The organism is Allomuricauda sp. d1, assembly GCF_039592695.1.
In the GTDB taxonomy this organism is placed as follows: domain Bacteria; phylum Bacteroidota; class Bacteroidia; order Flavobacteriales; family Flavobacteriaceae; genus Flagellimonas_A.
Genome location: NZ_JBBUTK010000001.1, coordinates 1,248,469 through 1,273,014 on the forward strand (window position 1 = coordinate 1,248,469; position 24,546 = coordinate 1,273,014).

General features: G+C 41.3%; 19 protein-coding genes. 6 read left to right on the top strand and 13 right to left on the bottom strand.

Annotation, left to right across the window (positions count from 1 at the left end):
* Positions 1-110 precede the first annotated feature (110 nt).
* From AAAH86_RS05795 to aceB, 8 genes are all read right to left on the bottom strand, one after another.
* Positions 111-1,817 carry a sodium:solute symporter family protein gene (locus AAAH86_RS05795; RefSeq protein ID WP_343486572.1) on the bottom strand — a complete coding sequence of 569 codons (1,707 nt, stop codon included), beginning with the start codon at positions 1,815-1,817 and terminating at the stop codon, positions 111-113.
* 22 nt (positions 1,818-1,839) lie between these two features.
* Entirely contained in the window at positions 1,840-2,103 is a 264-nt protein-coding gene (locus AAAH86_RS05800; protein WP_343486573.1) for a DUF4212 domain-containing protein, read from the bottom strand.
* A gap of 12 nt (positions 2,104-2,115) precedes the next feature.
* A complete protein-coding gene (locus AAAH86_RS05805) occupies positions 2,116-3,342 on the bottom strand; it encodes a hypothetical protein (protein ID WP_343486574.1) in 1,227 nt (408 codons plus the stop codon).
* Between the two features lie 97 nt (positions 3,343-3,439).
* Complete coding sequence (locus AAAH86_RS05810) at positions 3,440-3,853, bottom strand: helix-turn-helix domain-containing protein (protein WP_343486575.1); 414 nt, start codon at positions 3,851-3,853, stop codon at positions 3,440-3,442.
* 177 nt (positions 3,854-4,030) lie between these two features.
* The gene (locus AAAH86_RS05815; RefSeq protein ID WP_343486576.1) at positions 4,031-5,218 is read right to left on the bottom strand and encodes an alanine--glyoxylate aminotransferase family protein; all 1,188 of its coding nucleotides are present in this window, start codon (positions 5,216-5,218) and stop codon (positions 4,031-4,033) included.
* A gap of 12 nt (positions 5,219-5,230) precedes the next feature.
* Positions 5,231-5,710: a ribonuclease E activity regulator RraA gene (gene rraA, locus AAAH86_RS05820; RefSeq protein WP_343486840.1), complete on the bottom strand. Its 480-nt coding sequence runs from the start codon at positions 5,708-5,710 to the stop codon at positions 5,231-5,233.
* Between the two features lie 84 nt (positions 5,711-5,794).
* Positions 5,795-7,405 carry an isocitrate lyase gene (locus tag AAAH86_RS05825; protein ID WP_343486577.1) on the bottom strand — a complete coding sequence of 537 codons (1,611 nt, stop codon included), beginning with the start codon at positions 7,403-7,405 and terminating at the stop codon, positions 5,795-5,797.
* Between the two features lie 188 nt (positions 7,406-7,593).
* On the bottom strand, positions 7,594-9,192 hold the full coding sequence (gene aceB, locus AAAH86_RS05830) for a malate synthase A (protein WP_343486578.1): 1,599 nt from the start codon (positions 9,190-9,192) through the stop codon (positions 7,594-7,596).
* Between the two features lie 127 nt (positions 9,193-9,319).
* Between aceB and AAAH86_RS05835 the strand changes: the two genes are divergently transcribed.
* A complete protein-coding gene (locus AAAH86_RS05835; protein ID WP_343486579.1) occupies positions 9,320-10,819 on the top strand; it encodes an XRE family transcriptional regulator in 1,500 nt (499 codons plus the stop codon).
* Between the two features lie 107 nt (positions 10,820-10,926).
* Here the strand turns inward: AAAH86_RS05835 and AAAH86_RS05840 are convergent, their stop codons facing one another.
* Together AAAH86_RS05840 and AAAH86_RS05845 are read right to left on the bottom strand one after the other, a co-directional pair.
* On the bottom strand, positions 10,927-11,880 hold the full coding sequence (locus tag AAAH86_RS05840) for a phosphoribosylaminoimidazolesuccinocarboxamide synthase (RefSeq protein WP_343486580.1): 954 nt from the start codon (positions 11,878-11,880) through the stop codon (positions 10,927-10,929).
* Between the two features lie 4 nt (positions 11,881-11,884).
* Positions 11,885-12,838 (bottom strand): PhoH family protein, encoded by a 954-nt coding sequence (locus AAAH86_RS05845; protein WP_343486581.1) that lies wholly within the window; start codon positions 12,836-12,838, stop codon positions 11,885-11,887.
* A 218-nt stretch (positions 12,839-13,056) separates the two neighbouring features.
* On the opposite strand from AAAH86_RS05845, the gene AAAH86_RS05850 reads away from it, so the two are divergent.
* From AAAH86_RS05850 to dnaN, 4 genes are all read left to right on the top strand, one after another.
* Positions 13,057-13,887 carry an SAM-dependent chlorinase/fluorinase gene (locus tag AAAH86_RS05850; RefSeq protein WP_343486582.1) on the top strand — a complete coding sequence of 277 codons (831 nt, stop codon included), beginning with the start codon at positions 13,057-13,059 and terminating at the stop codon, positions 13,885-13,887.
* Between the two features lie 74 nt (positions 13,888-13,961).
* On the top strand, positions 13,962-14,693 hold the full coding sequence (gene gldF, locus AAAH86_RS05855) for a gliding motility-associated ABC transporter permease subunit GldF (RefSeq protein ID WP_343486583.1): 732 nt from the start codon (positions 13,962-13,964) through the stop codon (positions 14,691-14,693).
* Positions 14,693-16,360, top strand: a complete 1,668-nt coding sequence (gene gldG, locus AAAH86_RS05860) for a gliding motility-associated ABC transporter substrate-binding protein GldG (RefSeq protein ID WP_343486584.1) — start codon at positions 14,693-14,695, stop codon at positions 16,358-16,360. The genes gldF and gldG overlap by 1 nt, the downstream gene beginning before the upstream one ends.
* 132 nt (positions 16,361-16,492) lie before the next feature.
* Positions 16,493-17,611 carry a DNA polymerase III subunit beta gene (dnaN, locus tag AAAH86_RS05865; RefSeq protein WP_343486585.1) on the top strand — a complete coding sequence of 373 codons (1,119 nt, stop codon included), beginning with the start codon at positions 16,493-16,495 and terminating at the stop codon, positions 17,609-17,611.
* Positions 17,612-17,650: 39 nt separating this feature from the next.
* Here dnaN and AAAH86_RS05870 read toward each other — a convergent pair whose 3' ends face one another.
* On the bottom strand, positions 17,651-18,010 hold the full coding sequence (locus AAAH86_RS05870) for a DUF4870 domain-containing protein (RefSeq protein WP_343486586.1): 360 nt from the start codon (positions 18,008-18,010) through the stop codon (positions 17,651-17,653).
* 84 nt (positions 18,011-18,094) lie between these two features.
* Here AAAH86_RS05870 and mnmE point away from each other — a divergent pair, with 84 nt between their 5' ends.
* Positions 18,095-19,465, top strand: a complete 1,371-nt coding sequence (mnmE, locus tag AAAH86_RS05875; protein ID WP_343486841.1) for a tRNA uridine-5-carboxymethylaminomethyl(34) synthesis GTPase MnmE — start codon at positions 18,095-18,097, stop codon at positions 19,463-19,465.
* Positions 19,466-19,763: 298 nt separating this feature from the next.
* Here mnmE and AAAH86_RS05880 read toward each other — a convergent pair whose 3' ends face one another.
* Both AAAH86_RS05880 and AAAH86_RS05885 read right to left on the bottom strand, forming a co-directional pair.
* Positions 19,764-21,215, bottom strand: coding sequence for a hypothetical protein (locus AAAH86_RS05880; RefSeq protein WP_343486587.1), 1,452 nt, complete (start codon positions 21,213-21,215; stop codon positions 19,764-19,766).
* Positions 21,216-22,140: 925 nt separating this feature from the next.
* Positions 22,141-24,528: a polysaccharide biosynthesis tyrosine autokinase gene (locus AAAH86_RS05885; protein ID WP_343486588.1), complete on the bottom strand. Its 2,388-nt coding sequence runs from the start codon at positions 24,526-24,528 to the stop codon at positions 22,141-22,143.
* Positions 24,529-24,546 lie beyond the last annotated feature (18 nt).

Consider the following 24,546-nt stretch of genomic DNA (forward strand, 5'->3'; position numbering starts at 1 on the left):
AGTTTTTGTTGATGTCTCTTTTTCATTTTCATTAATGCCGGTTCTCATAAAATTACAAAAACGGTGCGGTACATTCACACCACACCGCTTTTGACAACCAACTAAATCAATCAATGGGATACGGCATCACCTGCCCCACTGGGAATTCTGATATTTTCAACGATCTCTTGTACATCTTCGGGCGGCTCTTCAGTGAATTTATTGACCGCCAATGCGACCACAAAATTCACCACCATGGCAATAGTGCCAAAACCTTCTGGTGAAATACCGAACCACCAGCTGTCTTTTAATCCCGCAACAGCGGCCTTTCCACCATCAAATATTCCAAATTTGAACTTGAGCATATAGAACAGCATCAATGAGATGCCCACGATCATACCGGCGATTGCTCCCTTACTGTTCATTTTCTTATAAAAAATACCCAAGATTATGGCCGGAAAAAAGGAAGCTGCAGCCAAACCAAAGGCCAGTGCAACCACCGCCGCCACAAAGCCTGGCGGATTTATGCCAAAATAACCGGCAATGATGACAGCGCCCACGGCAGAGATACGGGCAGCCCACAGTTCACCTTTCTCAGAAAGATCGGGATTAAATACATTTTTAATCAAATCGTGTGAAACTGAAGAAGAGATTACCAGTAACAGGCCTGCTGCGGTAGATAATGCAGCTGCCAAACCACCGGCAGCAACAAGGGCAATGACCCAAGCCGGCAAATTGGCAATCTCTGGATTTGCCAGTACCATAATATCGCGGTCAACCGTTAATTCGTTGACGTTAGCATCCGCTACATACTGAATCTTTCCGTCGTTGTTCTTATCGTTAAAATTTAAAAGCCCTGTGCCTTCCCAGTTTTTGAACCATTCAGGCATATTGGCATATTCTTGATTGCTTACCGTCTCAATCATGTTGGTCCTGGCAAAAACCGCAACCGCTGGAGCTGTTGTATACAGTATCGCTATGAAGAGCAGTGCCAGCCCTGCCGATTTTCTGGCATCGCGCACTCGTTTTACGGTAAAGAACCGGACAATTACATGGGGTAATCCTGCGGTACCTACCATCAATGCCAAAGTAATGGCAAATACATCAACCAAGCTCTTTGAGCCACTGGTGTATTCAGCAAAACCAAGTTCTGTGGTAAGTCCATCAAGTTTATCCAAAAGATAGGTGCCGTCCGATAAGGTGTCGCCCATGCCCAATTGTGGAACTGGATTTCCGGTCATTTGGATAGAAATGAAGATTGCCGGAACCATAAAGGCAAAAATCAAAACACAATACTGGGCAACCTGGGTATAGGTAATACCCTTCATGCCCCCCAGAACGGCATAGAACAACACAATGACCATACCTATAATCACGCCCGTATTGATATCGACCTCAAGAAATCTTGAGAATACTATACCCACACCACGCATCTGGCCGGCCACGTACGTAAAGGAAACAATCAATGCGCAGACCACCGCCACGATACGTGCGGTTTTGGAATAATAACGTTCACCGATAAAATCGGGCACCGTAAACTTTCCAAATTTTCTTAAATAGGGCGCTAAAAGTAGTGCCAAGAGCACATAGCCACCTGTCCATCCCATCAAATACACCGCACCATCATATCCTGCAAATGCAATTATCCCAGCCATCGAGATGAATGATGCAGCTGACATCCAGTCTGCTGCGGTAGCCATACCGTTTGCCAATGGCGATACTCCACCACCGGCCACGTAAAATTCTTTTGTAGAACCCGCTCTTGACCAAATGGCAATGCCAATATAAAGTGCAAAGGTGATGCCCACCAAAATATATGTCCAAAGTTGTACACTCATAATTTTAAATTTTGTCAGTTAGTTAATCCTCGTTGTATCCGTATTTCTTATCCAATTTGTTCATCAACCGTACGTATACGAAAATCAATACAACGAATACGTAGATAGAGCCCTGCTGTGCGAACCAAAAGCCAAGTTTAAATCCCCCCAGCCGAATGTTGTTCAGTGCATCTTTAAAAATGATGCCAGCCCCATACGAAACGACGAACCAGATGGTCAAGAGTATGACCAGATATTTCAGGTTTTCCTTCCAATAAGCCGTAGCCTTTTTTTGTTTTTCTGTCATAATTATGTTGGTTTATAAGTAAATCATTGCTTGTAGCGTTAACACACCATTGCCATCAGCATCACCCACTTTTGAGTTTGAATATTCTATGCTCAATTTTGAATGATGGCCGGTCATAAAAAGATTGGCACCAACGCCAAATCGAGTAGCGTTGTCATCGATGGCATCAATTGTTCTTGTTTGATATGATAAGTAGGGTTGAAAGCGTGCTTTTTCAGGAGTGCCGGGAACCAAATAGCCAACATGGCCGTAGATCATATTACCGGTCGCATAGGGACCAAAATTGTAATTTTCGCCATAGTCGTTGTTCTGATAGACGGCATAAGCGGTAACAGCGGAACCATCTTCACCCAACGGTGCATCATAAAAAGCATCCACGGCAAAAATATTTACATCTTCGCCCTGTAAATCACCTGTAGCATCTGCAATTACTGATCCATTGGGGTGTGTTAAAAACCCAGCGCCAATATTAAATATTCTTTTGCTGCCTAAATATGTTCCAACTTTGTACGGCAAAAAATTAGACTCTTGATCGAGAAAATTATATGAAAAATACCCTTGGACCAATTTACCGGCATCTCTTGAACCCAACAATCTTCGACCTGCGTAAACGGCTGGTCCATCTGGCACAGGAGCAACGCCTGCTTGCAGATTATTTGCTACCGCTTCATCAAGCGATAGGTTGTAAAAGAACTTACCGAACTTCCCTTTGACATACACACCGATATGTCGGGCAAATTGGTCTGAAAGCCCCAGAACGGCCCATGATTGTCTGTTGTTGTCCAACGTCATGAAATTCAGCGTACTCTGGCTGTTCAATCTAGAGATTCCGTTCCAATAGTGTAGACCTGAGCCTACTTGATGATTTTTGGCGAATGACCATTCACCCCAAAACCCATGGAAAAACAATTGTGAATTTTCGCCTGTACCTAACGGACTTTGATTGCCACCGTTCAATGAATTGAGACCGAAATGGGTCAATATCAAGAACTTTTTGTTCAGTTGTGTGAATGTTAAAAGCCTGGCCCGTCTGACACTCAGATTGAGTTTACTATTTTCTTCTGGTACATCATCATTGTACTGGGCCCAAAACTGGCCCCAAGCGATTATTCGAAGATATTTTGAGCCATCTTCGCTGAATTTAACCTTGTAACCACCAGTATATTCAGTATTTCCTTGAGAATAACCAAACAGGGCAACCAGTGTACAAAGTGCTAATAAAAAGATTGGTTTTTTCATTTTTTAAGCTGTTATTCGTTAGCTGCATTCGACACGAACATCTTAAAAAATTAATCCCAAATAAAAGTTAATATATATTTTTGCTTAATTACTATATCTAATCACGAAAACGCTCCCACTTGATTAGCATAAATTTATCTCCTAGCTCGGTAACCAATACTCCAGCACCAGATATATTGGTGGCATCTTGAAAATAATCTTGAAGTTCAAATTGACTTAAAATTTTATAGGTAGGATGGTATTTTTTATTGTAAGGCCGTTTTATATTGTATTTGCGAACCCAATTCATGACAGACACGTGGGAAACTCCAAGAATTCTTTCTATCTCACGATATGTCAGGCCCTCTAAATAGAGCTGTAGTGCCTTATTTACATAATAATCATCTATCCGTTTCCCCAGCTTGCCTACAGTAAAAAAATAACCACATGATTTACATTTGTAACGTTGTCTTTTATTGACAACACCGGCCTTCGTAAATTCTGTTGAAGAGCAGTTTGGACATAAATCCATAAGAAGATATATTTATTTAGCATAAATATATCAATTTAGCAAAAAATATAAAAACTGTTCAAAAAAATTATTTTATTATTAAACAAAACTGTTTAATAATAGGGGTTGCTATCCAATGAGAATACCATGTTTTTTTTAGACTTCTTGCCATCACGTAACTTAGTACGGAACAGCTGTTTAGGCCAAGGAGGATTCGGGCCAATTGAGAATGGTGTCTTGAAATACCGCCATGCTTCTTCCTGCTTCAAAGCAATGGCCCAGTTCTAACAAAACGCGCTCCAATGCACCCAGAACGGCCAAAAGGTCATTGGCAGAAACAGCACCCATATGGCCCACCCTGAAGTATTTATTCTTTATTTCAGGTAACAGGCCCCCTGCTATAATTACATCGCTTTCCATTATTTTTTTTCGAAGTAATCCCCCGTCAATATCCTCTGGAAAATATATTGCTGATAAAGTATTCGCCGCCACTTCTTCTGTTTTAGGCATCAATTTTAAGCCAATGGCCGTGATGCCCCTTCTAAAAGCATCAGCCAATTTTTTATGCCTTTGTGCTCTTTGAACCATACCCTCTTCAATAATCGACTGAAGACTCACTTCAAGTGCGTAAATCAGGTTCACCGATGGTGTCCCGAAATAGGAGGGACGTCTCTCTTCATAGGCCTGCATTATCGGAAGCCAGTTTGCCCAATCGGCATAGTAGTTGGGTACTGGGTTTTTTCTTTTTTTCCATACTTCGATTGCCCTTTTTGATGCCATTAAAAGAGCAAGTCCGGGGGGAACACCAATGGCCTTTTGTGAACCTGTCAGAACAATATCGATGCCCCAATTTTCTTGTTCCATTCGCTCACCCGCAACGGAACACACCCCATCTAAAACGCTCAATGCTCCGTACTTATTGGCCAATTCGGCAATACTTTGCGCATCTGCCAAAATCCCGGTAGATGTATCCACATGGGTCATGGCCAATGCTTTGAATTGGTCGGTCTTGAGCACATTTTCTATTTGGGCAAGGTCAACCGACTCACCTATCGAGGCTCGCAATACAGTAGTGGAAGCACCGTATCGCTTAAAAATATCATTGAATCTGCCTCCAAAATAACCTGTAGAAATGACCAAAACTTTCTCTCCGGTTTCAATAAGGTTAGCTGCAGCCATATCCATGGCCAAAGTACCGCTTCCTGCAATGACGAACGGCTGACCATTTGGCGCCTCAAAGATGTTCTTAAGCAATTCTAGACAATGGCCAAATGTCTCAATAAAATTTGGTGCCACATGACTGGTCGTGGTCAAAGACATTGCCCTTAACACTTCAGGCTCAAATTCTATGGGCCCTGGTATCATTAATAACTTTCTTTTTTTCATACTCAACATATTCTATTTCAATAAATCAATATCGCTTATCAGAATGCCATCGGTGTCTACATAAACATAGTGGTGGGGCACAAAAATCACCCCAGCAAACTTCACGGGCACATTGACCTCGCCTATGTTTCTTTTAATACTTTTTATCGGACTGGTGTTCAATGCCCGAACCCCAATGGGCATTGCATTGATTTGGGCTGAATCTCGAATACAGCCATTGATTACAATGCCATTCCAATGATTTTTTATAGCCAATGCTGCCAATTGATCACCTAGCAAGGCACAGCGCAGAGATCCACCGCCGTCAACCACAAGCACTTGACCTTTTCCATATTCTTCCAATTGCTTACGAAGTAATGAATTATCCTCAAATAATTTGATAGTAACAATTCGTCCTGCAAAAGAATTCTTTGTACCAAAACTCTTAAAAATAGGGTTGGCACAGTTAATACTTTCAGCGTGGAAATCAGATAAATCAGCAGTAGAAAACACTCCTTTCAAGATTTTTGATTAATAAACACAAATGGGCGATACTAGTGGTACCGCCCTATTATGTTCAATTTCCTACCATCTTTATCAACCAGCAAGAACCGGCTCTCTTTTATCCGCGGTGTCTTGTGAGTTAAACTGGTTGCTGGTATTTTTTTCACCCCCCGCCTTCAAAGCATTGCTACCAGCAAAGAAAGTTTTATGGTCGTCGCCCAAATCAGAGCCGGCCATACGTTGATGCTTGACGCAGGCTACCCCTTTTCTAATTTCTTGGCGTTGCACATTGGCCACATATGCCAACATGGCCTTGTCACCGAAATAGCCTTCTACAAGATTGTTCATTTGCAAGGCAGTCGTATGATAAGTGGGCAATGTAATCAGGTGATGGAAAACTCCTGCTTTCTTAGAAGCCTCTGCCTGAAAGGTGCGAATCATTTCGTCTGCCGTTTCGGCCAAAACGGTATTGTCATACTTGACATCCATCAAAGCTGCCCGATCATAAGCCGATACGTCTTGACCATTTTGGAGCATTGAATCATAAGCCTGTTGACGAAAATTAAGAGTCCAATTAAATGATGGTGAATTATTGTACACCAGCTTCGCATCTGGCACTACCCTTTTTACGCGGTTCATCATGTGGGCTATTTGGCCTACATGTGGTGTGGGTGTCTCTATCCAAAGCAGGTCGGCCCCATTTTGAAGACTTACAATGCAATCGAGTACTACCCTGTCAATATTTGAATCAGCCTTGAACTTATATAATCCATTCGGCAATCGTTTGGGTCGTACCAATCTACCATTACGCTTTATCAATACATCATTGTCATTTACCTCTTCTGCAGTTACCTCTTCTGCCTCAATAAAATCAATATATTTTGATGCCAAATCACCCTTTTTCTTAGAAACGGGAAGTTTTTGTGTAAGTCCAGCACCCTCAGAATCTGTTCGTGCTACGATGACACCTTCTTCCACCCCTAATTCTAAAAAGGCATATCTCAAGGCATTCAACTTTGCGATGAAATCTTCATGTGGCACAGTCACCTTGCCATCTTGGTGGCCACATTGTTTGGCATCTGACACTTGATTTTCAATTTGTAGGGCGCATGCACCTGCCTCGATCATCTTTTTGGCCAGGAGATACGTTGCCTCCTCATTTCCGAAACCGGCATCGATATCGGCAATGATAGGTACCACATGTGTTTCAAAATTATCAATTTCACCCTGTACATCTTCACCGGCATCCAAACGACGAAAAAGATCATTGAGTTCGATTGCATCAGCCTGCTTCAAAAAACTATAAATTTCTTCAATGAGTTTTGGCACAGCAGTCTTCTCATGCATGGATTGGTCGGGTAGAGGGCCAAATTCTGATCTCAGCGCCGCCACCATCCAACCCGAAAGATACAGGTATCTTTTATTGGTAGACCCGTGGTGCTTCTTGATGGCAATCATTTTTTGCTGGGCTATGAAACCGTGCCAGCATCCGAGTGACTGTGTATACTTTAGAGGATTGTCATCATACTCCGCCATATCCTTACGCATTATTGAGGCGGTATATTTTGCAATGTCCAACCCTGTCTTGAATCTGTTTTGAACCGCAACACGCCCTACATTTTCAGCACTGATCGTGTTCCATCTGTTTCCATGTTTTGCCTTTAGTTGTCTAACAACGTCAATGGCCGTATTATAAGTCGTCATTATTAAAGAATTTAGATGATTAAAGATTGATTAAGGTTAAATACAAGTCATTACTGATTTCCATAATCTTTCAACATCAGGAAAAATTATCGGACGACTACATGTTTCAAAAGTTTTCATGTTTTTAATTAGAGTTATTCAATTGTGCCCTGTTACGATGTTGCAGCATCTATGGGGCATTTTTTATTTTATAGGTATTCGTATGCCGGTACGGTCAAGAATTCTTCAAAATTATCGGTCAGAATCATTGCCTTAAAAAGTTCGTAGGCATTCTTAAACTCCGTGTTCCTTATTCTATCGGAACCCACTTCAGTAATTATTTTTTCGATTTCGTCGTCAAAAAGGGTGTCAAAAAGTGTTTTGTCAAATGTTCTTCCATCATTCAAAATCACCTTTTTTTGGAGCCAGTGCCAAATTTGTGTCCTAGAGATTTCAGCGGTAGCCGCATCTTCCATTAAATTATAGAGTGCAACAGCTCCATTGCCCTCAAGCCATGCGGCCAAGTATAAGATCCCTACATTGATATTTTTGCGAATACCTTCTTCGGTCACTGTCCCTTCTGGCAAGGCTACCAAATCGGCAGCACTTACTTTTAGTTCATTGCGCATTACATGCAATTGGTTTGGAGTGGGCATGTACTTATCAAATTCTGCCTTGGCCACCGATACCAGAGCTGGATGCGCGACCCATGTACCATCATGCCCATTTTTTACCTCACGCTCTTTGTCCTTCCTTACTTTCTCTAGAGCTTCTGTATTGGCACGAGCATCATTTCTAATCGGAATTTGCGCGGCCATGCCACCGATGGCATGTATCCCACGTTTGTGGCAGCGTTGTATGACCAGATTTGAATAGGCGCTCATAAAAGGCGTTGTCATGGTGACTTGATCTCGATTAGGAACTATAAAATCATTGTGGTTCCTAAACTTTTTAATGTAAGAGAAAATATAGTCCCACCGGCCACAGTTAAGACCAACAATATGATCTTTTAACTCGTAGATGATTTCATCCAACTGGTGGCTTGCGGTTATGGTCTCTATAAGTACAGTCACCTTGAAAGTGCCTGAAGGTACGCCAAGATAATCCTGGGTAAATTCGATTACCTCATTCCACCAGCGTGCCTCTAGATAATGTTCTAGTTTAGGAAGGTAGAAATAAGGCGCACTGCCTTTGGCCAAAAGGGTTTTTGTGTTGTGAAAGGCATACAATCCGAAATCAAACAAACTGGCGGCCATTTCATTATCCTCAATTTTAACATGGCGCTCGTTTAGGTGAAGGCCCCTGGGGCGCACCAACAGTACGGCTGTTTCTTGATTGAGAGTATACAATCTATCCTTCGATACATTGTAGAATTCAATAGTACCCAAGTTGGCATCCATCAAATTTTGTTGACCCTCAACACAATTGCTCCAAGTTGGGGCATTGCTGTCCTCAAAATCGGCCATAAATGTATTCGCACCGGAATTTAATGCGTTGATAATCATTTTGCGATCTACGGGACCGGTAATCTCGACCCTGCGGTCTAAGAGATCATGAGGTATCGGGGCGGCTTTCCATTCAGCTTCCCGAATTTGCTTGGTCTCTACCGGGAATTCGGGGAAAGAGCCGGTATCGAACAAAGCCTGTTGTTTTTTTCTGGTCTTTAATAAGGACAATCTTGCATCATTGAAGTTTGTCTGTAACATTTCCAAAAACTCCATAGCCTCATCGCAAAGTACATTCGGATAGTAATTTTCGACCTCATGGCTAAAATTCCATTTCCTCTGGGTGTTGATCGTAAAATCCATAGTAGAACTGTTTTGATGAAACAATGATAGAAATTAATTTTTTACAAAACAAGCGAACGTTCGCTATTTTTATGATAATCGCAATTTTTATCATTTTCGCATTTTTTGATATCTTTGTTTGTGAATTATGGAAGAAGAATACGTAAAACTCATTTTTGGACTTAAACTGAAGCAGGTTAGAACCGATAAGAACCTGTCTCTCTTCGGATTGTCAAAGCTTACCAAACTCTCAAAATCGTATCTCAACGAGATTGAGAAGGGAAAAAAATATCCCAAAACCGATAAGATTGTATTGCTCGCAGAAAAACTTGAAGTGCCGTATGACCATTTGGTTTCCTTGAAGCTCGATAAGAATCTGGCGCCAATTGGTGAGATTTTGCAATCCAAAATCTTAAAAGAAATTCCCTTGGAGCTTTTTGGCATTCAAGAACGTACATTGGTTGACATTATAGCTGACGCACCAGATAAGGTAAACGCATTCATTACCACACTTATAGAGGTGGCGAAGCATTACAACTTCAACAGAGAGAACTTCTATCTTTCTTCCCTGCGTTCATACCAACAATCAAATTACAACTACTTTGGCGATTTAGAGTTGAAAGTCTTGGAGTTCTGCAAAGCCTACCATATCGACTTGAATACTCCGACAAGCGTTTCTGAGCTTGAAGAAATCTTGGTTGAAGAATATGGGTATACCATAAACAAGGAAGACCTAAAAAAACACAGGGAACTCTACGAACTTCGCTGCATTTATGTGCCCAAAACAAAAACCTTGTTGTTGGCCAATAACATTGACGAAGCCCAAACCATGTTTATTTATGCTAAGGAGATTGCCTATAATTACTTGGCGCTAAATCCAAGACTTTACACTTTTTCATGGATTAGGTTTAAAAATTTTGACGAAGTACTCAACAACTTCTACGCTTCCTATTTTGCGGGGGCTCTTTTATTGCCAAGGGAAGCCTTAGTGTCAAAATTTGCCAAAATTTTGAGCAAAGATCAATTTGACAAACGCGCATTTATCAAAATATTTGCATTTTTCAAGGCATCACCTGAAACCTTCTATCAACGTCTCACAAACCTTTTGGCAAAAGATTATCAAATAAAGAGTTTATTCTTTTTGCGGTTTGTGCACAAAGTCCAGAGTGACAGTTATAATCTTACAAAAGAATTACACTTGCCAAGTCAACAATCGCCGCACGGCAATGCGACCGACGAGCATTACTGCCGAAGATGGGTCTCCCTGAAAGTGCTTGAAGAAATCTCGAAAAAAAAGCAATCCCACATTTTTGATATACAGATATCAAACTACATCGAAGATAACATGTCTTATCTAGTATTTTCTTCGGCTACCAAGGATCCCTTTAAGACCGACACTTATCGAAGTATTAGTATTGGGCTACTCATCAACAAACAGTTAAGAAAGAAAATCGCTTTTTTGGACGACCCAAAAATCAAGACCCAACAGGTTGGGGTCACTTGTGAGCGGTGTTCCATCATGGATTGTTCACAGCGTGTTGCACCCCCGATTATCTTAGAAAGACAACAAAAAAATGATAGTATTGCTGCCGTAGTTGCGGAAATCAATGAGAAATTCAGTCAAGAACCTGCAAAAACCAGAGATTGAATTGAAAACCCTTTATCCCGTTCAGCGATTGTTTTTTTCCCGCTTTAGTACAATATTGATTTAAACTACTACAGAATAATAAAGGAAAAACCAATCTATTAGGGTTCTTAAATGGCATTTAGATATTGAGATACATTTTGACCAACACGCTCATGGATGTTGGAGACATCAGCTTTATGAAATGGTTCACCCGTGATACTTTCGTAAAGCTCGATATAGCGTTCTGAGACCGATTCGATATAAGCGTCACTCATTTCTGGTATGGTCTGGCCTTCCAATCCCTGAAAACCATTTGAAATCAGCCATTGGCGCACAAATTCTTTGGAGAGTTGTTTTTGGGCTTCTCCCCTATCCTGCCGTTCTTGATAGCCGTCCGCATAAAAATAACGTGAGGAATCTGGGGTGTGGATTTCATCAATCAGAACAATCTCACCCTTTTTGGTCTTTCCGAATTCATATTTGGTATCGACCAAAATCAATCCCCTTTCGGCGGCGATTTCGGTACCCCGTTGAAACAGCTTTCGGGTATAATCCTCTAAAATGGTGTAGTCTTCTTCGGAAACGATACCGCGATTCAGAATCTCCTCACGGGAAATATCCTCATCATGGTCGCCCTTTTCGGCCTTTGTCGCTGGAGTAATGATGGGTTCTGGAAACTTATCATTTTCCTTCATCCCTTCAGGCATGGGCACGCCACAGAGCATTCTTTTTCCAGAATTATACTCTCTAGCTGCATGTCCTGAAAGGTAACCCCGAATCACCATTTCTACTTTGAACGGTTCGCAGGCCATGCCCACGGCCACATTGGGGTCGGGTGCTGCCAGCAACCAATTCGGCACCAAATCTTCTGTGGCCCGCATCATTTTAGTGGCAATCTGGTTCAAAATTTGGCCTTTGAAGGGAATTCCCTTGGGCATCACCACATCAAAAGCGGAAAGACGATCGGTGGCAATCATCACCAGTACATCGTCTTTAAGGTGGTAAACTTCCCTAACCTTGCCCTTGTATACGGATTGTTGCCCAGAAAACGTAAAATCGGTGTCCATCAAGGTATTCGCCATACCTTTAGTTTTGGTGTTCAATGGTCTTGTAAGCTGAAATGACCTTCTTGACCAAGCCATGGCGGATGACATCTTTGTCATCTAAATATACAATTTGAATGCCCTTGACATTCTTGAGAATGAGCAAAGCTTCTTTTAAGCCAGAAATCACGCGCCGTGGCAAATCAATCTGCCCTGGATCACCCGTCAATAAAAATTTGGCGTTCTTGCCCATTCGGGTCAAAAACATTTTCATCTGTGCATGGGTGGTGTTTTGGGCCTCATCCAATATCACAAAGGCATTGTCCAACGTTCGCCCGCGCATAAAGGCCATCGGGGCAATCTGAATCGTACCGTCCTCAATATATTTGGCCAATTTTTCGGGCGCGATCATATCGCGGAGTGCGTCGTAAAGCGGTTGCATGTAGGGATCTAATTTTTCTTTTAAATCTCCCGGTAGAAATCCTAGATTCTCTCCGGCCTCTACCGCAGGCCTTGTTAAGATAATACGTCGTACCTGCTTCTCTTTCAATGCTTTGACAGCCAGTGCCACTCCTGTATAAGTCTTTCCCGTACCGGCTGGGCCAATGGCAAAAACCATATCGTTTTTTGTACAGGCATCGACCATTTTTCGTTGGTTGACCGTCTGTGCCTTGATCAAACGTCCGCTGACCCCGTGCACCAAAACATCACCACTTGATTTTGAAGATTGATAATCTTCTTGGCCGTTGCTGGTCAGAACCCGTTCAATCATGTTTTCATCCAACTTGTTGTACTTGGCGAATTGATTGGTGAGGGCATCAAATTTTTTATCGAATTCTTCCAATAGCTCCTCATCGCCATAGACTTTTATTTTACTACCCCTGGCGACAATTTTAAGTTTTGGAAAATACTTCTTGAGCAGCTCTACGGTTTCGTTCTGGTGTCCAAAGAAATCCCTGGGGCTGATTTCGGTAAGTTCAATGATTAGTTCGTTCAAAAAATACTGTGGTTTTAAGATTTACTCAACAATTGAGATTGATATCCTCCAAAGCCTGTATCAAAATCCTATTTTGGAATTATCTTCAATGCTTTGCGAGCTTGATTCCGTGATAGTGTTCTATTGGGATAAAATCTTTCTTCCCTTTTATGTAATTTTACATCACAAAACTAACCAAAAAACAGGCTCAAAGGGCAAAAACATATCAACACCGCTGCATGCCAATCATCACCCTGACCACTGATTACGGATATAAAGACCATTCAGTTGCTGCCCTAAAAGGAACCATTCTCAGTGAATTGCCCGAGGTCACTATTGTTGATATTTCCCATGAAGTTTCGCCTTTCAACATTCAAGAATGTGCCTACATTCTAAAAAATTCATACCGTCAATTTCCACAGGGCACTATCCATTTGGTAGGGTTAGATGCGGAAGCCACCCCTGAGAACGAACATATTCTGGTCATGGTTGACGGGCATTATTTTGTTAGTGCCAACAATGGCGTTATTTCTCTGATTACCAATGAGGTAAATCCTGAAAAGATTGCAGAGGTCAATCTTCCGAATTTGACAACCACCTCTTTTCCCGCCTTGAATGTCTTTGTGAAAGTGGCCTGCCATTTGGCCCGTGGTGGTAAAATGGAAGTGGTCAGTAAGCCATTCTCGAACTTAAAACAACTCAAAGAATTTGAACCTCGGGTGAAAAACGATGGAAAAACCATTAGTGGCAATGTCATCTATATTGACAACTATGGCAATGTGGTGACCAACATACAAAAGTCATTGTTTGAAGCCTATAGAAATGGTCGCAATTACGAAATTATCGCCAGAACCAGCAAGGTGAGTTCAATTCATGAGAGCTACAGTGCCTTTATCAATTTTGATCTTGAAAAACAACAAAGAAACGGCCCCGGAGATTTATTGGCTCTTTTCAATGCCGCGGGCTATATTGAACTGGCCATCTACAAAAGTGATCTGAACACCGTTGGTGGTGCGGCCACCCTTTTAGGCCTGGGGTATCGTGATACCGTTTCCATCAATTTTCTTTAAATGACACTGCACAAACTAAAAAATAAGTACCTCTGTGAAAAAATAGCTAGTTTTGAAATTGAATCGTGATGTGAATGCTTGCCATTTTTAGAAAAGAAATCCAATCTTTTTTTACCTCTCCCATCGGTTACCTCATCGTTGGGCTTTTTTTATTGTTGAATGGCTTATTTCTATGGGTATTCAAAGGTGATTTCAACATTTTAGACAACGGTTTTGCCGATTTGAGCAGCTTTTTTCTACTGGCTCCTTGGGTCTTCTTGTTTCTCATTCCGGCCATCACCATGCGCAGTTTTTCTGAGGAAACGAAAATGGGCACTCTAGAGCTGTTATATATCAAACCCCTTTCGCTTTGGAGTATTGTTCTCGGAAAGTTCTGGGGCGCTCTAGCCTTGTGCGTCATTGCCGTCATTCCCACAATCATTTATGTGTTTTGCATTTCTGCCCTGGGCATCACAGCAGGAAACTTTGATCTGGGGGTGGTTCTTGGGTCGTATTTTGGGTTGTTGTTTTTGATGGCAACCTATGTAGCCATTGGCCTGCTCGCCTCTGTGCTTAACGAAAATCAGATTGTGGCCTTTATTATCGGTATTGTACTGTGTTTCTTGCTTTTCTATGGATTCGAGGCGCTTTCAACCCTGTTCAATGATGGGGCAACACGAGAACTGCTTTCACGCTGCGGTGCCAAAGCCCATTTTGAAAGCATCGCCAGGGGAATCATTGACACACGGGATATTGTCTATTTTGTGAGCGTTACTTTTTTCTTTCTGTTCTTGACCCATCTTAGGGCTAAAAACCTATCAAAGTGATGAAAAACCAGTGGGCCAAAATCGGCGTTTTTCTTTTGGTTTTAGTGCTGATAAATTTGGCAGGAAGTCACTTCTACCAGCGATTTGACTTAACGGAAGATAATCGGTTCACCCTTTCCGAAACAGCTGTTGAGGCCGCAAAAAAATTTGAATCGCCTGTACTGGTAGATGTTTTGTTGGATGGAAACATTCCCTCCGAATTCAACAAGCTCAAAACAGAAACGGTACTGTTGCTCGAACAGTTCAAGGCTAAAAATGAAAATATTGATTACAATTTGGTCTACCCCTTGGAAGATGCAGAATTACGTGAACAGACCATTGCAGATTTACAACAATTGGGGCTTAAACCCGCCAGTGTAACCGTTGAGGAAGGTGGCAAAGTATCACAAGAACTGGTTTTTCCATGGGCCATGGTCACCCATAACAACAAAACTGTAAAGGTTTCTTTGTTGAAAAACAAATTGGGCAGCACGGCAGAGGAGCGTATCAACAACTCTGTACAACATTTGGAATATGGTTTTGCCGATGCCTTTGCCAAACTTGGTATTCAAGAAAAGAAGAAAGTAGCGGTCATCAGGGGCAAAGGTGGCTTGAACGATCTATATCTGGCCGATTATCTCAGTACCATCAGGGAATACTACAATATTGGGGCCATTACACTCGACTCCGTTGCCACAAGTCCGCAAGAAACACTGAACCAGCTCAAAGGTTTTGATTTGGCCCTCATCGCCAAGCCCACCGAGACCTTTTCAGATGAGGAGAAATATGCCATGGACCAGTTTATCGTCAATGGTGGAAAATCAATTTGGCTGATTGACAAGGTGGCCATTGAACTTGACAGTCTACTCAACGAAAACGGTAGTGCCATAGCGACCCAAAGAGATTTGGGGCTGAATGATTTTTTCTTTCGATATGGGGTTCGTATCAATCCTGTTTTGGTGAACGATCTTTACAACACCCCGATTGTTTTGGCTTCCGGTGAAGGCAACGATTCGCAGTACAATCCCTTGCCTTGGGTGTACCATCCGATGGTGTTTTCAAAAGAAGACCATCCTATCAACAAGAATATTGAAGCGGTGCAGTTGAAGTTTGCCAATACCATCGACACCTTAGCGAATGAGAGCAAGAAAACCATTTTATTGAGCTCCTCCCCGCTTTCTAAACCGGAAGGCGTACCGAAACCAATCAGTCTTAATATCATCAACAAAGAACCAAACCAGGAAGCGTATTCGCAATCAGGAAATTTATCGCTTGCCGTGCTTATTGAGGGAGAATTTGCTTCCGCTTTCAAAAATAGGGTCAAACCCTTGGATTTAAAAAACGCCAGCGAACTTGGGCCTGAAAACAAGATGTTGGTCATTGCTGATGGTGACATTATTAAAAACCAATTGCGCAATGGCAGACCGTTGGAATTGGGGTATGACAAGTGGACGAACAGCTTCTATGGCAACAAAGAATTTTTGATGAATAGCATCAATTACATGCTTGATGACAGTGGACTTATAAACATTCGTGGCAAGGTAGTTTCAATCCCTTTGTTGGATGTGCAAAAGATTGCTTCCCAAAAAACCAAGTGGCAGCTTATCAATGTTGGCCTTCCCGTGCTATTGACCCTACTTTTTGGACTTTTGTTCGCATATTTGAGAAAGCGAAAATTTACAGCATAGCTGTTGATAAGTTCGCCCAGTCATGGCGTTAATTTCAAACAGTTTTCAAATATATTTGCTTTTGCTGGTCACGCTCTGCGGATGTAGCCTTCGAAAGCATCAAATTCCAGCAAAAGAAATTAAATTTATAGGATGAAATTTATTGTATCCAGCACATATTTATTGAAGCAGCTACAGGTTTTGGGTGGTGTCATCAACAATAGTAACACCCTGCCCATACTGGATAATTTTCTTTTTGATTTGAAGCAAAATGAACTTCGGGTATCTGCGTCTGACCTTGAAACGACCATGAGCTCTGTTCTTGAGGTGGATTCTGATTCAGAAGGTGTTATCGCCGTGCCCGCCCGGTTGCTGCTGGATACCTTGAAGACTTTTCCTGAACAGCCCCTCACTTTTGTGGTAGAGGATAACAATACGATTGAAATCAGTTCAAACCACGGCAAATATGCGCTGGCTTATGCCGATGGAGCTGAATTCCCAAAAGCAATCGAGGTTGCCAACCCGAGTTCAACGACACTTATGGCAGATATTTTGGCCACTGCCATCGAGAAAACATTGTTCGCTTCTGGCAATGACGATCTGCGTCCTGTGATGAGCGGGGTGTTTTTTCAATTTTCGCCTGAAAACTTGACGTTCGTTGCCACTGATGCCCACAAATTGGTAAAATACCAACGTACTGATGTCTCAGCCTCAGAGGTGGCCGAATTCATCATGCCTAAAAAACCCTTGAACCTTTTAAAAGGAATTTTGGCCGGTTCAGAATCGGAAATCAGAATAGAATACAACGAAAGCAATGCCAAGTTCAGTTTTGATAACACTGAACTGATTTGTCGATTGATTGACGGAAAATATCCGAATTACGAAGCGGTCATCCCCAAAGAGAATCCGAACAAACTATCGATTTCAAGAAGCCAATTTTTGGGATCCGTTCGCAGGGTGTCGATATTTTCGAACAAGACCACGCACCAAATCCGACTAAAAATCGCGGGTGCGGAGCTTAACATATCGGCTGAAGATGTCGATTACAGCAACAAGGCCGAAGAACGGTTGTCATGCTCATATCAGGGTGATGACATGCAGATTGGGTTCAACTCCCGTTTTTTAATCGAGATGTTGGGCAATCTATCTTCAGATGAAGTAACACTCGAAATGAGCCTTCCGAACCGTGCGGGAATCCTTACTCCCTCAGATGGGCTCGATGAAGGTGAGAACGTCACCATGTTGGTCATGCCTGTAATGTTGAATGGATAACTCCCAAAAAATAAGCTAGGCCAAAACCTAGCTTTTCGTTTATACAAATTTGATGGTCAAAAAGTAGGATGGCGGCTCACCATTCGCTGCTTTGACGGCATTGACGATCGGCAAAACGAATCCAACAACAGCAACTCCGAGTAGGCCCAATAATCCCAGCCCTAACAAAAGAATAGCAGGAATACTGATAATGATGTAGAGCAAAAGGCTCAATTGCAAATTGATGATTGACTTGCCGTGTTCGTTCATTCCTTCCACAGAATTTCGTGAGCTAAGCCAAATGATCAAGGGAACAATAAATCCACCGAATCCGGTGACATAATGCAACAACTGTGTCAAATGGGTGATTGACAAGAGCGTGTTGTCTTTTCTTAAAACAGTTTGATTAACGACTTCCATTTTTGATTGATTTATGATGATACTGATATGTCGGGGTTTATTGAAAAATGTTACAAGCCGAGCGATATGCTTACTTTTGCACCCATGTTGCAATCAGATGATATTATCGCACTAGCGACCGCATCAGGGGTTGGGGCCATTGCCGTAATCAGGATCTCTGGACCCAATGCCATTAGTGTGGTTGACACCTATTTTAAGTCCATCCATTCAAAAAAACTTTCGGACCAAAAAAGCCATACTATCCATCTGGGACATATCATGGACGGTGATAAAGCATTGGATAAAGTGTTGGTCTCTGTATTCAAGGCTCCGAATTCGTATACAGGGGAAAATGTGGTTGAGATTTCGTGCCATGGATCCACATATATTCAACAACAAATCATCCAGCTTTTTATCCGAAAGGGCTGCCGCATGGCGAATCCTGGGGAATTTACCTTAAGAGCTTTCTTAAACGGTAAGATGGACTTAAGCCAGGCAGAGGCAGTTGCTGACCTTATCAACAGCGATAGCGCCGCATCACACGAAATTGCGATGAACCAAATGCGGGGCCGTTTCAGTGATGAAATCAAAAAACTACGGGAAGAACTTTTGAATTTTGCATCGCTAATAGAGCTGGAACTTGATTTTTCTCAAGAAGATGTAGAATTTGCCAATCGGGAGCAATTTTCAGCGCTATTGGAAAAAATTTCCGAGACACTCAAAAGATTGATTGATTCTTTCGCTTTGGGCAATGTGTTGAAAAATGGTATTCCAGTAGCTATTGTCGGGCGACCCAATGTTGGAAAATCAACACTCTTGAATGCTTTATTGAACGAAGAACGTGCCATCGTAAGTGAAATTGAGGGCACCACCCGTGATAGCATTGAGGATCAAATCGTTCTAGGTGGAATAACATTTCGATTCATTGATACTGCCGGAATACGGAATACCGATGATACCGTTGAAAAAATTGGCATCAAAAAAACCTTTGAAAAAATTGAACAGGCCAATCTGGTGGTCCACATGGTAGATGCAAACCATATTGAAGGTGAGGAAATAGCATCCATCAAAAAGAGATTTCCAAACAAGAAAGTGTTGACGATTATCAATAAAGTGGATTCCGTAGCGAATAAAACGGTTAAACACCTGCAATCAAATTATTCAGATGCTCTTTTTATCGCTGCAAAGTCACATGAAGGGGTAGACAAACTGAAAGAGGCACTGTTGAATTTGGCAATTCAAGGGAATTTGGGCACCAACAATGTCATCGTTTCGAATAGTAGACATTATAATGCGTTGTCGAAGGCCCTTGAAGAAATTCAAAACGTAAAAGAAGGCTTGTCAGCAGAAATTTCAAGTGATTTAATGGCGATAGATATTCGTCAAGCACTCTTTCACCTTGGCGAAATTACAGGGAGCGTGTCAACAGATGATCTTTTGGGCAACATCTTTTCCAACTTCTGCATCGGTAAATAAATAAGTTGGTTTTCTAATTTCATTTGAATTCACTCTTACATTGGATTGGGGCCACCTCCTTGAGACTTTTGAGTTGTGATTCGTCTAAAAAGCCCATACTTTCCCTCCCAATTGCAGATGATGATAATCAAAGGCCTTCTAAGCTCTTTTACTGAAATGCCGGCTTAATGCAGTTTTGTAATCTTGACTATACTTGGGCTTCGGTGAACCTATTTCTCTTCATGCCCTTAAGCTTATGGTCATACTCTCAATTTTGACCGGAACTGTTTTTTGGAACACACTTATTTGTACTGTCAGTTTAATCTATTGTGGGGCACGGAGAATAAGATATAGACGGTTCTGAATATTTTAAACCAACGCGAGAGAATGCTTTTGATTTTCCATCAGCATAAACATTATTGGCATCTATTAATAGAGTGCCTTGTTGTTGAGAGCCGCCCCCAAGAATCGTATTGGTCGTGCCAAAAGTTGTGTTGGCAATAGTTATGTCGTCCAAAATACCAATCAAAGTTATTCCGTTTGTACCCCATCTACCACCATGTCCACCTGTAAAAGTGCTATTGCGTATCTCTGCACCAGCAGGCCCATTCTGGCCTTGAACAATAACTTGAGTATACCATGAATCAAATGGGTCGTCGGGGTGGCCTTGAAAAGTGCACCCACAGACCAAATTATTGGTTGACCCGGTAGCACTACTGCTTGAAGCAATAACGAACAACCCTGCAGGATTTAATCCTCCTTCTGATGCGGGAACCAGTTTTGGGTTATTGTTGGCTGCTGCTGTAAAAGTGGAATTTATCCAAGTGGTATTTCCTATAAAATTCTTTACGGTCCTTCTTTGTGCATCTCTTACAGAAATGTTCTCGAACCAAAATGACAGGGGTGAATTACTTGTATCAAAACCAGGTGAATTAAGGGTTATGCCACCTGCGTCCTCACCCCAAAGTTCATATAACTCTGAATTTTTATAAACTATCTGCGTGGTCTGGCTTGGTGTTTCTTGGGCACTTACTAAAAAACCATGCACCATTCCTGGGTTGTTCCCTGAACTTCCATCAGAATTCAAACTTTCTAAATTATGTATGTTAACGTTGTCGAACACTGATTGGCCATAAACGCCAGGAACGTTATATACCAACATCCTTATCCCATTGGCGTTGTCGTGGATGACATCGTATATCTCGATGTTTTCAAAATGTACTCTTGACTTAATATCAATTGTACTACCGGATTTATCATTACCATCAACTTTTAAGTTTCTTATCGTGGTCAGTGAATTATTGTAATTTCTTTTATCAATATTAAGCATCCAATGAACACGTCCATTCCTTGTGATAGTAGAACCCCTAAAATTAATGGTCTGTGCCATGTTTTGATCAAGGGTAACACTTTTGCTTATCAGATAAGTTTTATTAGGGTCTGAGGTTATGTGCTCTTCATTATCAAATGCATTCTGTATTGCGACAGTATCGTCCGTAACCCCATCTCCAACGGCACCATAGGATTGTAGACTCACTGCATTGGCATTACTTTCAGAGTCGTCCTCAGTAGTACTATCGGAATCGTCCTCAGTAGTACTATCGGAATCGTCCTCATCAGAACTTCTGGAATCGTCTTCAACAATAGCGTCCTGGCCATCCGTAAGCACATAGTCTGCAAACAGGTCGGAGTCTTTGGAGCAAGATAAACTTAATAACAAAAAAACAAGAAGGGTTAACACTTTCAGTGGGGAATGAGTGCCTAGTATCATAAGGGGTTAAGTATTTCTATGGTTTATTTCTTCATTTGGGTTTAACAAAACTATTTAAAAATTCAAAGTCTTCGATAAAATTCACGTTTTTTTCGATGAACTGCATTTTTTGCTATGATTATCCTACGGATGGATCTGTTGTTTTGGATGTCTACTTATTCTTTATTCGATGAACTGCACTTTTTTTAACATTTGTTTCACAAAATGTATGGTCTGTGCTTGCTTTCCATTTGCCCCTTCAGATATTTGTTTGGTGGGTGGCCACTCTTTTTTTAGCACAGAAGTAATTCAATTCATTACCTCAATGATATGGCCTGCGAAGGTCAGTAAGACATCATTGAAACGACATTGCAAGACAAACCAATAGATGGCACAAAGGAATATTTTTCACAATTCTTTTTACAATTTTAGGATAGGTCATGTTTGGATGAGATTTCATCACTAACAATACCGAGCTTATCAAATGTGGAATATTTTGACCCTTATGTTTATCAGCTAGAAGTTGAGAATATCAGTTCTGATATCTCTTTGGCGGCATAAACTGGTTCTGAACTATTAAAGCAATGAATTTTGAAGAAGTACAATGCAACAGACCAATACACCAACGCGAGATTCGGCCTTTCCTTTTAATATAGACTTTTTAATATTTTTGGCTTGTATCTAAAATGATGCCACTGTAGCTATTGTAGAAAACTAAAGTTAAGTATAGAGATATTATTTTAATCTAGTGTCAGATAAATAGTGGCTGTTCCATAGTAGTTATTGAAGTTGCTGCCTTATAGCAGTCAGCCCTAAAAAGCATTAAATCCAGCCTATCACGAAGAGATTGACTTCATGGAATCTAGTCCTGCACTTTTTACTTTGAACTGGTCTTTTTCAAATTTTGATTCCTCAAAGACAACTTATTTAAAGAGTATCAATGGCCTTAGAACTTCCACCACTTTTTTATTGATTTATTATAACCGTAACCATATTTTCCCCCATAGCCAAGGTTGGAATCGTTGACCCCATTCACGACAAAAGACAATCCATTCAGCTTACCTTCTTTATAAAGCTTCAAGGGATATTCCAGTACCTTCGTTTCGGTCACTCCTGCTCTGGTCACATATAAGATTCGGTCTGCGTATTCACTTATCAATAGCGTATCGGTCACCACCATTAACGGCGCAGTATCGACAATAATATAGTCATACTGAGTGGCCATAGACTCCAATAACGCTTTCATTCGGCCGTTCATCAATAGTTCTGCAGGATTTGGCGGTATTTTCCCCGAATAGATAACATCAACCATTTGATCGTTGGCCAGCATAGTAGAAATGATATCTTTCCCCTCCAAATTTTGATCTACCAAGTATTCGGTAAGCCCATTATCATCTTTGTTTCTAGTAGCTTTCCCCAATTTGTCAACATTCTTCCCAGAATAAAACTGATATATTTTGGGATTTCGAATATCCCCCCCGATCAACAATACTTTTTTATTGGTGTTTGCAAAAATCATAGCCAAATTCGAAGCTACCAACGTTTTACCTTCGCCCGAGACACTGGAGGTCACATAAATGATATTGGCTTTACCATCTTTCTTGTTTTTGGATTTTAATAAATAGTCGAGGTTGGTCCGAAGAATACGTAAAGACTCTGCCAATACCGTTCGCTCACCCAGCTTAACCAGTTTATTCTCTTTCTTAGAAATTTTAGGGAGCTCGGCCAATACAGGAATATCCTCGGTCAATTTCTCCAAACCAACCTTATTATGAACTTTATTGTCCAACAAAGAATTTACATATACAATGGAAAATGGCACCAATAGGCCAACAAGTAAAGAAGCCAACAGCACAATATTCTTTTTCGGGGAAATCGGAAAATCACTGACTGCATAGGCATCATCCAGAATGTTGGACTTTGGCTCTGAGGACGCAAATGCAATTTGCGCTTCCTCTCGTTTTTGCAACAAATACAAATACAGCGACTCGGTAGTTTCTTGCTGTCTTGATATGTCCCTTAGAGCCCGTTCATTTTTTGGAGCCGAGTAGATTCTAGAATTGATTCTTGATTGTCGACTGCTAAGGTCATTAACCTGAAGGCTCAGACTATTGGTCATGCCATTTAAACTGGTCCGCATACTACGTTTTAGTCCGTCAAGTTGTTGATCCAAGTTTACAATAATCGGGTTTTTATCATTGGAGCTTTCTAACAGCCGCTTACGTTCCAAAGCCAACTCATTGTATCTTTGAGTGGTAGTGGCTATTGAGCGGTCTTGCAGCCCAATATTCGAAGGGAGTAAGTCATAGCCATCATCATTATCGATGATATCCTTCATCGAGGAAGCAATATCCAATTGGATGGCTGCATCCTGTAATTGTTGTTGGTTTTGAGCGCCGAGATTTAAATTGAGATTTGTTTGGGTGGCAATGTCTGTCAAACCCCGATCAGATTTAAATTCTACGGCTGATTCATCTGCACTGGTCAGATTCGATGAAATCTGTGCTATTCTATCATTAATAAACTCAGATGTTCTATCGGCAAGTGCCTTTTTATCATCAATATCATTTTGATTATAGATTGCTATTAAAGTGTTGATAACATCTTGCGCCCTTGGAACAATGGCATCATTCAACGAGAGTGTAAGAATCTTGGACCTATGATTCTCAACCGAGATATCAAGGGCTTTTTGGTAGTATGCAGCGACAGCAGATAACGTATTGACAGACACGACATAATTTGTTCCAAATTTATGTGAGTTCAAATTATTTGGAGTCACGATGATATCGCCAACCGGTGAAGAAAATGTTTCTCCATACGAATGCACTTCAGTAGGGCCCTTTTCATTTTCAGCATACTCAAAAGTTGTTTTCGAGGCCAACGTAATAAAAAAACTTGCTCTTGAATTATAAACCAGGGAATCTGGGGCAAGAAAATTGATGTTGAATGGAGGGTCTGGGTTGCGGTAAATAGCGGAACTTCTAATATTACCTAACGCAGTGATATTTATATTGAGGCCTAAGCGCTTAACCAATTCTATCAGGTTAGACCTAGATTTTATAATCTCGATTTCATCCTCTATTTCTATGCCTCCTTCCCCGAGAATACCTAAATCTTCAAAAACATTAAGTTGGGAAGAGCCTTGGTTGTTATCCAATATTTGGATTTTAGCTTGTACGGCATATCGCGGAACTGCATAACGGTTATAAACGAATCCTATTATTAAGGCAATTAATCCCGAGACTGCAAACCATTTCCAATTTTTTATATATGGTTTCAAAAGTTCTCTATAGTCAGGACCTTCTTGAGAAAGATTTGAGTGCTCAGAACTCATACAATATTTATTTATAAA

What these genes read in the sequence shown, in the direction of transcription:
- AAAH86_RS05795 (WP_343486572.1), bottom strand. Translation starts at nt 1,817, where the DNA reads ATGAGTGTACAACTTTGGACATATATTTTGGTGGGCATCACCTTTGCA.
- AAAH86_RS05800 (WP_343486573.1), bottom strand. Translation starts at nt 2,103, where the DNA reads ATGACAGAAAAACAAAAAAAGGCTACGGCTTATTGGAAGGAAAACCTG.
- AAAH86_RS05805 (WP_343486574.1), bottom strand. Translation starts at nt 3,342, where the DNA reads ATGAAAAAACCAATCTTTTTATTAGCACTTTGTACACTGGTTGCCCTG.
- AAAH86_RS05810 (WP_343486575.1), bottom strand. Translation starts at nt 3,853, where the DNA reads ATGGATTTATGTCCAAACTGCTCTTCAACAGAATTTACGAAGGCCGGT.
- AAAH86_RS05815 (WP_343486576.1), bottom strand. Translation starts at nt 5,218, where the DNA reads ATGAAAAAAAGAAAGTTATTAATGATACCAGGGCCCATAGAATTTGAG.
- AAAH86_RS05825 (WP_343486577.1), bottom strand. Translation starts at nt 7,405, where the DNA reads ATGACGACTTATAATACGGCCATTGACGTTGTTAGACAACTAAAGGCA.
- aceB (WP_343486578.1), bottom strand. Translation starts at nt 9,192, where the DNA reads ATGGATTTTACGATCAACACCCAGAGGAAATGGAATTTTAGCCATGAG.
- AAAH86_RS05835 (WP_343486579.1), top strand. Translation starts at nt 9,320, where the DNA reads ATGGAAGAAGAATACGTAAAACTCATTTTTGGACTTAAACTGAAGCAG.
- AAAH86_RS05840 (WP_343486580.1), bottom strand. Translation starts at nt 11,880, where the DNA reads ATGGCGAATACCTTGATGGACACCGATTTTACGTTTTCTGGGCAACAA.
- AAAH86_RS05850 (WP_343486582.1), top strand. Translation starts at nt 13,057, where the DNA reads ATGCCAATCATCACCCTGACCACTGATTACGGATATAAAGACCATTCA.
- gldF (WP_343486583.1), top strand. Translation starts at nt 13,962, where the DNA reads ATGCTTGCCATTTTTAGAAAAGAAATCCAATCTTTTTTTACCTCTCCC.
- gldG (WP_343486584.1), top strand. Translation starts at nt 14,693, where the DNA reads ATGAAAAACCAGTGGGCCAAAATCGGCGTTTTTCTTTTGGTTTTAGTG.
- dnaN (WP_343486585.1), top strand. Translation starts at nt 16,493, where the DNA reads ATGAAATTTATTGTATCCAGCACATATTTATTGAAGCAGCTACAGGTT.
- AAAH86_RS05870 (WP_343486586.1), bottom strand. Translation starts at nt 18,010, where the DNA reads ATGGAAGTCGTTAATCAAACTGTTTTAAGAAAAGACAACACGCTCTTG.
- mnmE (WP_343486841.1), top strand. Translation starts at nt 18,095, where the DNA reads ATGTTGCAATCAGATGATATTATCGCACTAGCGACCGCATCAGGGGTT.
- AAAH86_RS05880 (WP_343486587.1), bottom strand. Translation starts at nt 21,215, where the DNA reads ATGATACTAGGCACTCATTCCCCACTGAAAGTGTTAACCCTTCTTGTT.
- AAAH86_RS05885 (WP_343486588.1), bottom strand. Translation starts at nt 24,528, where the DNA reads ATGAGTTCTGAGCACTCAAATCTTTCTCAAGAAGGTCCTGACTATAGA.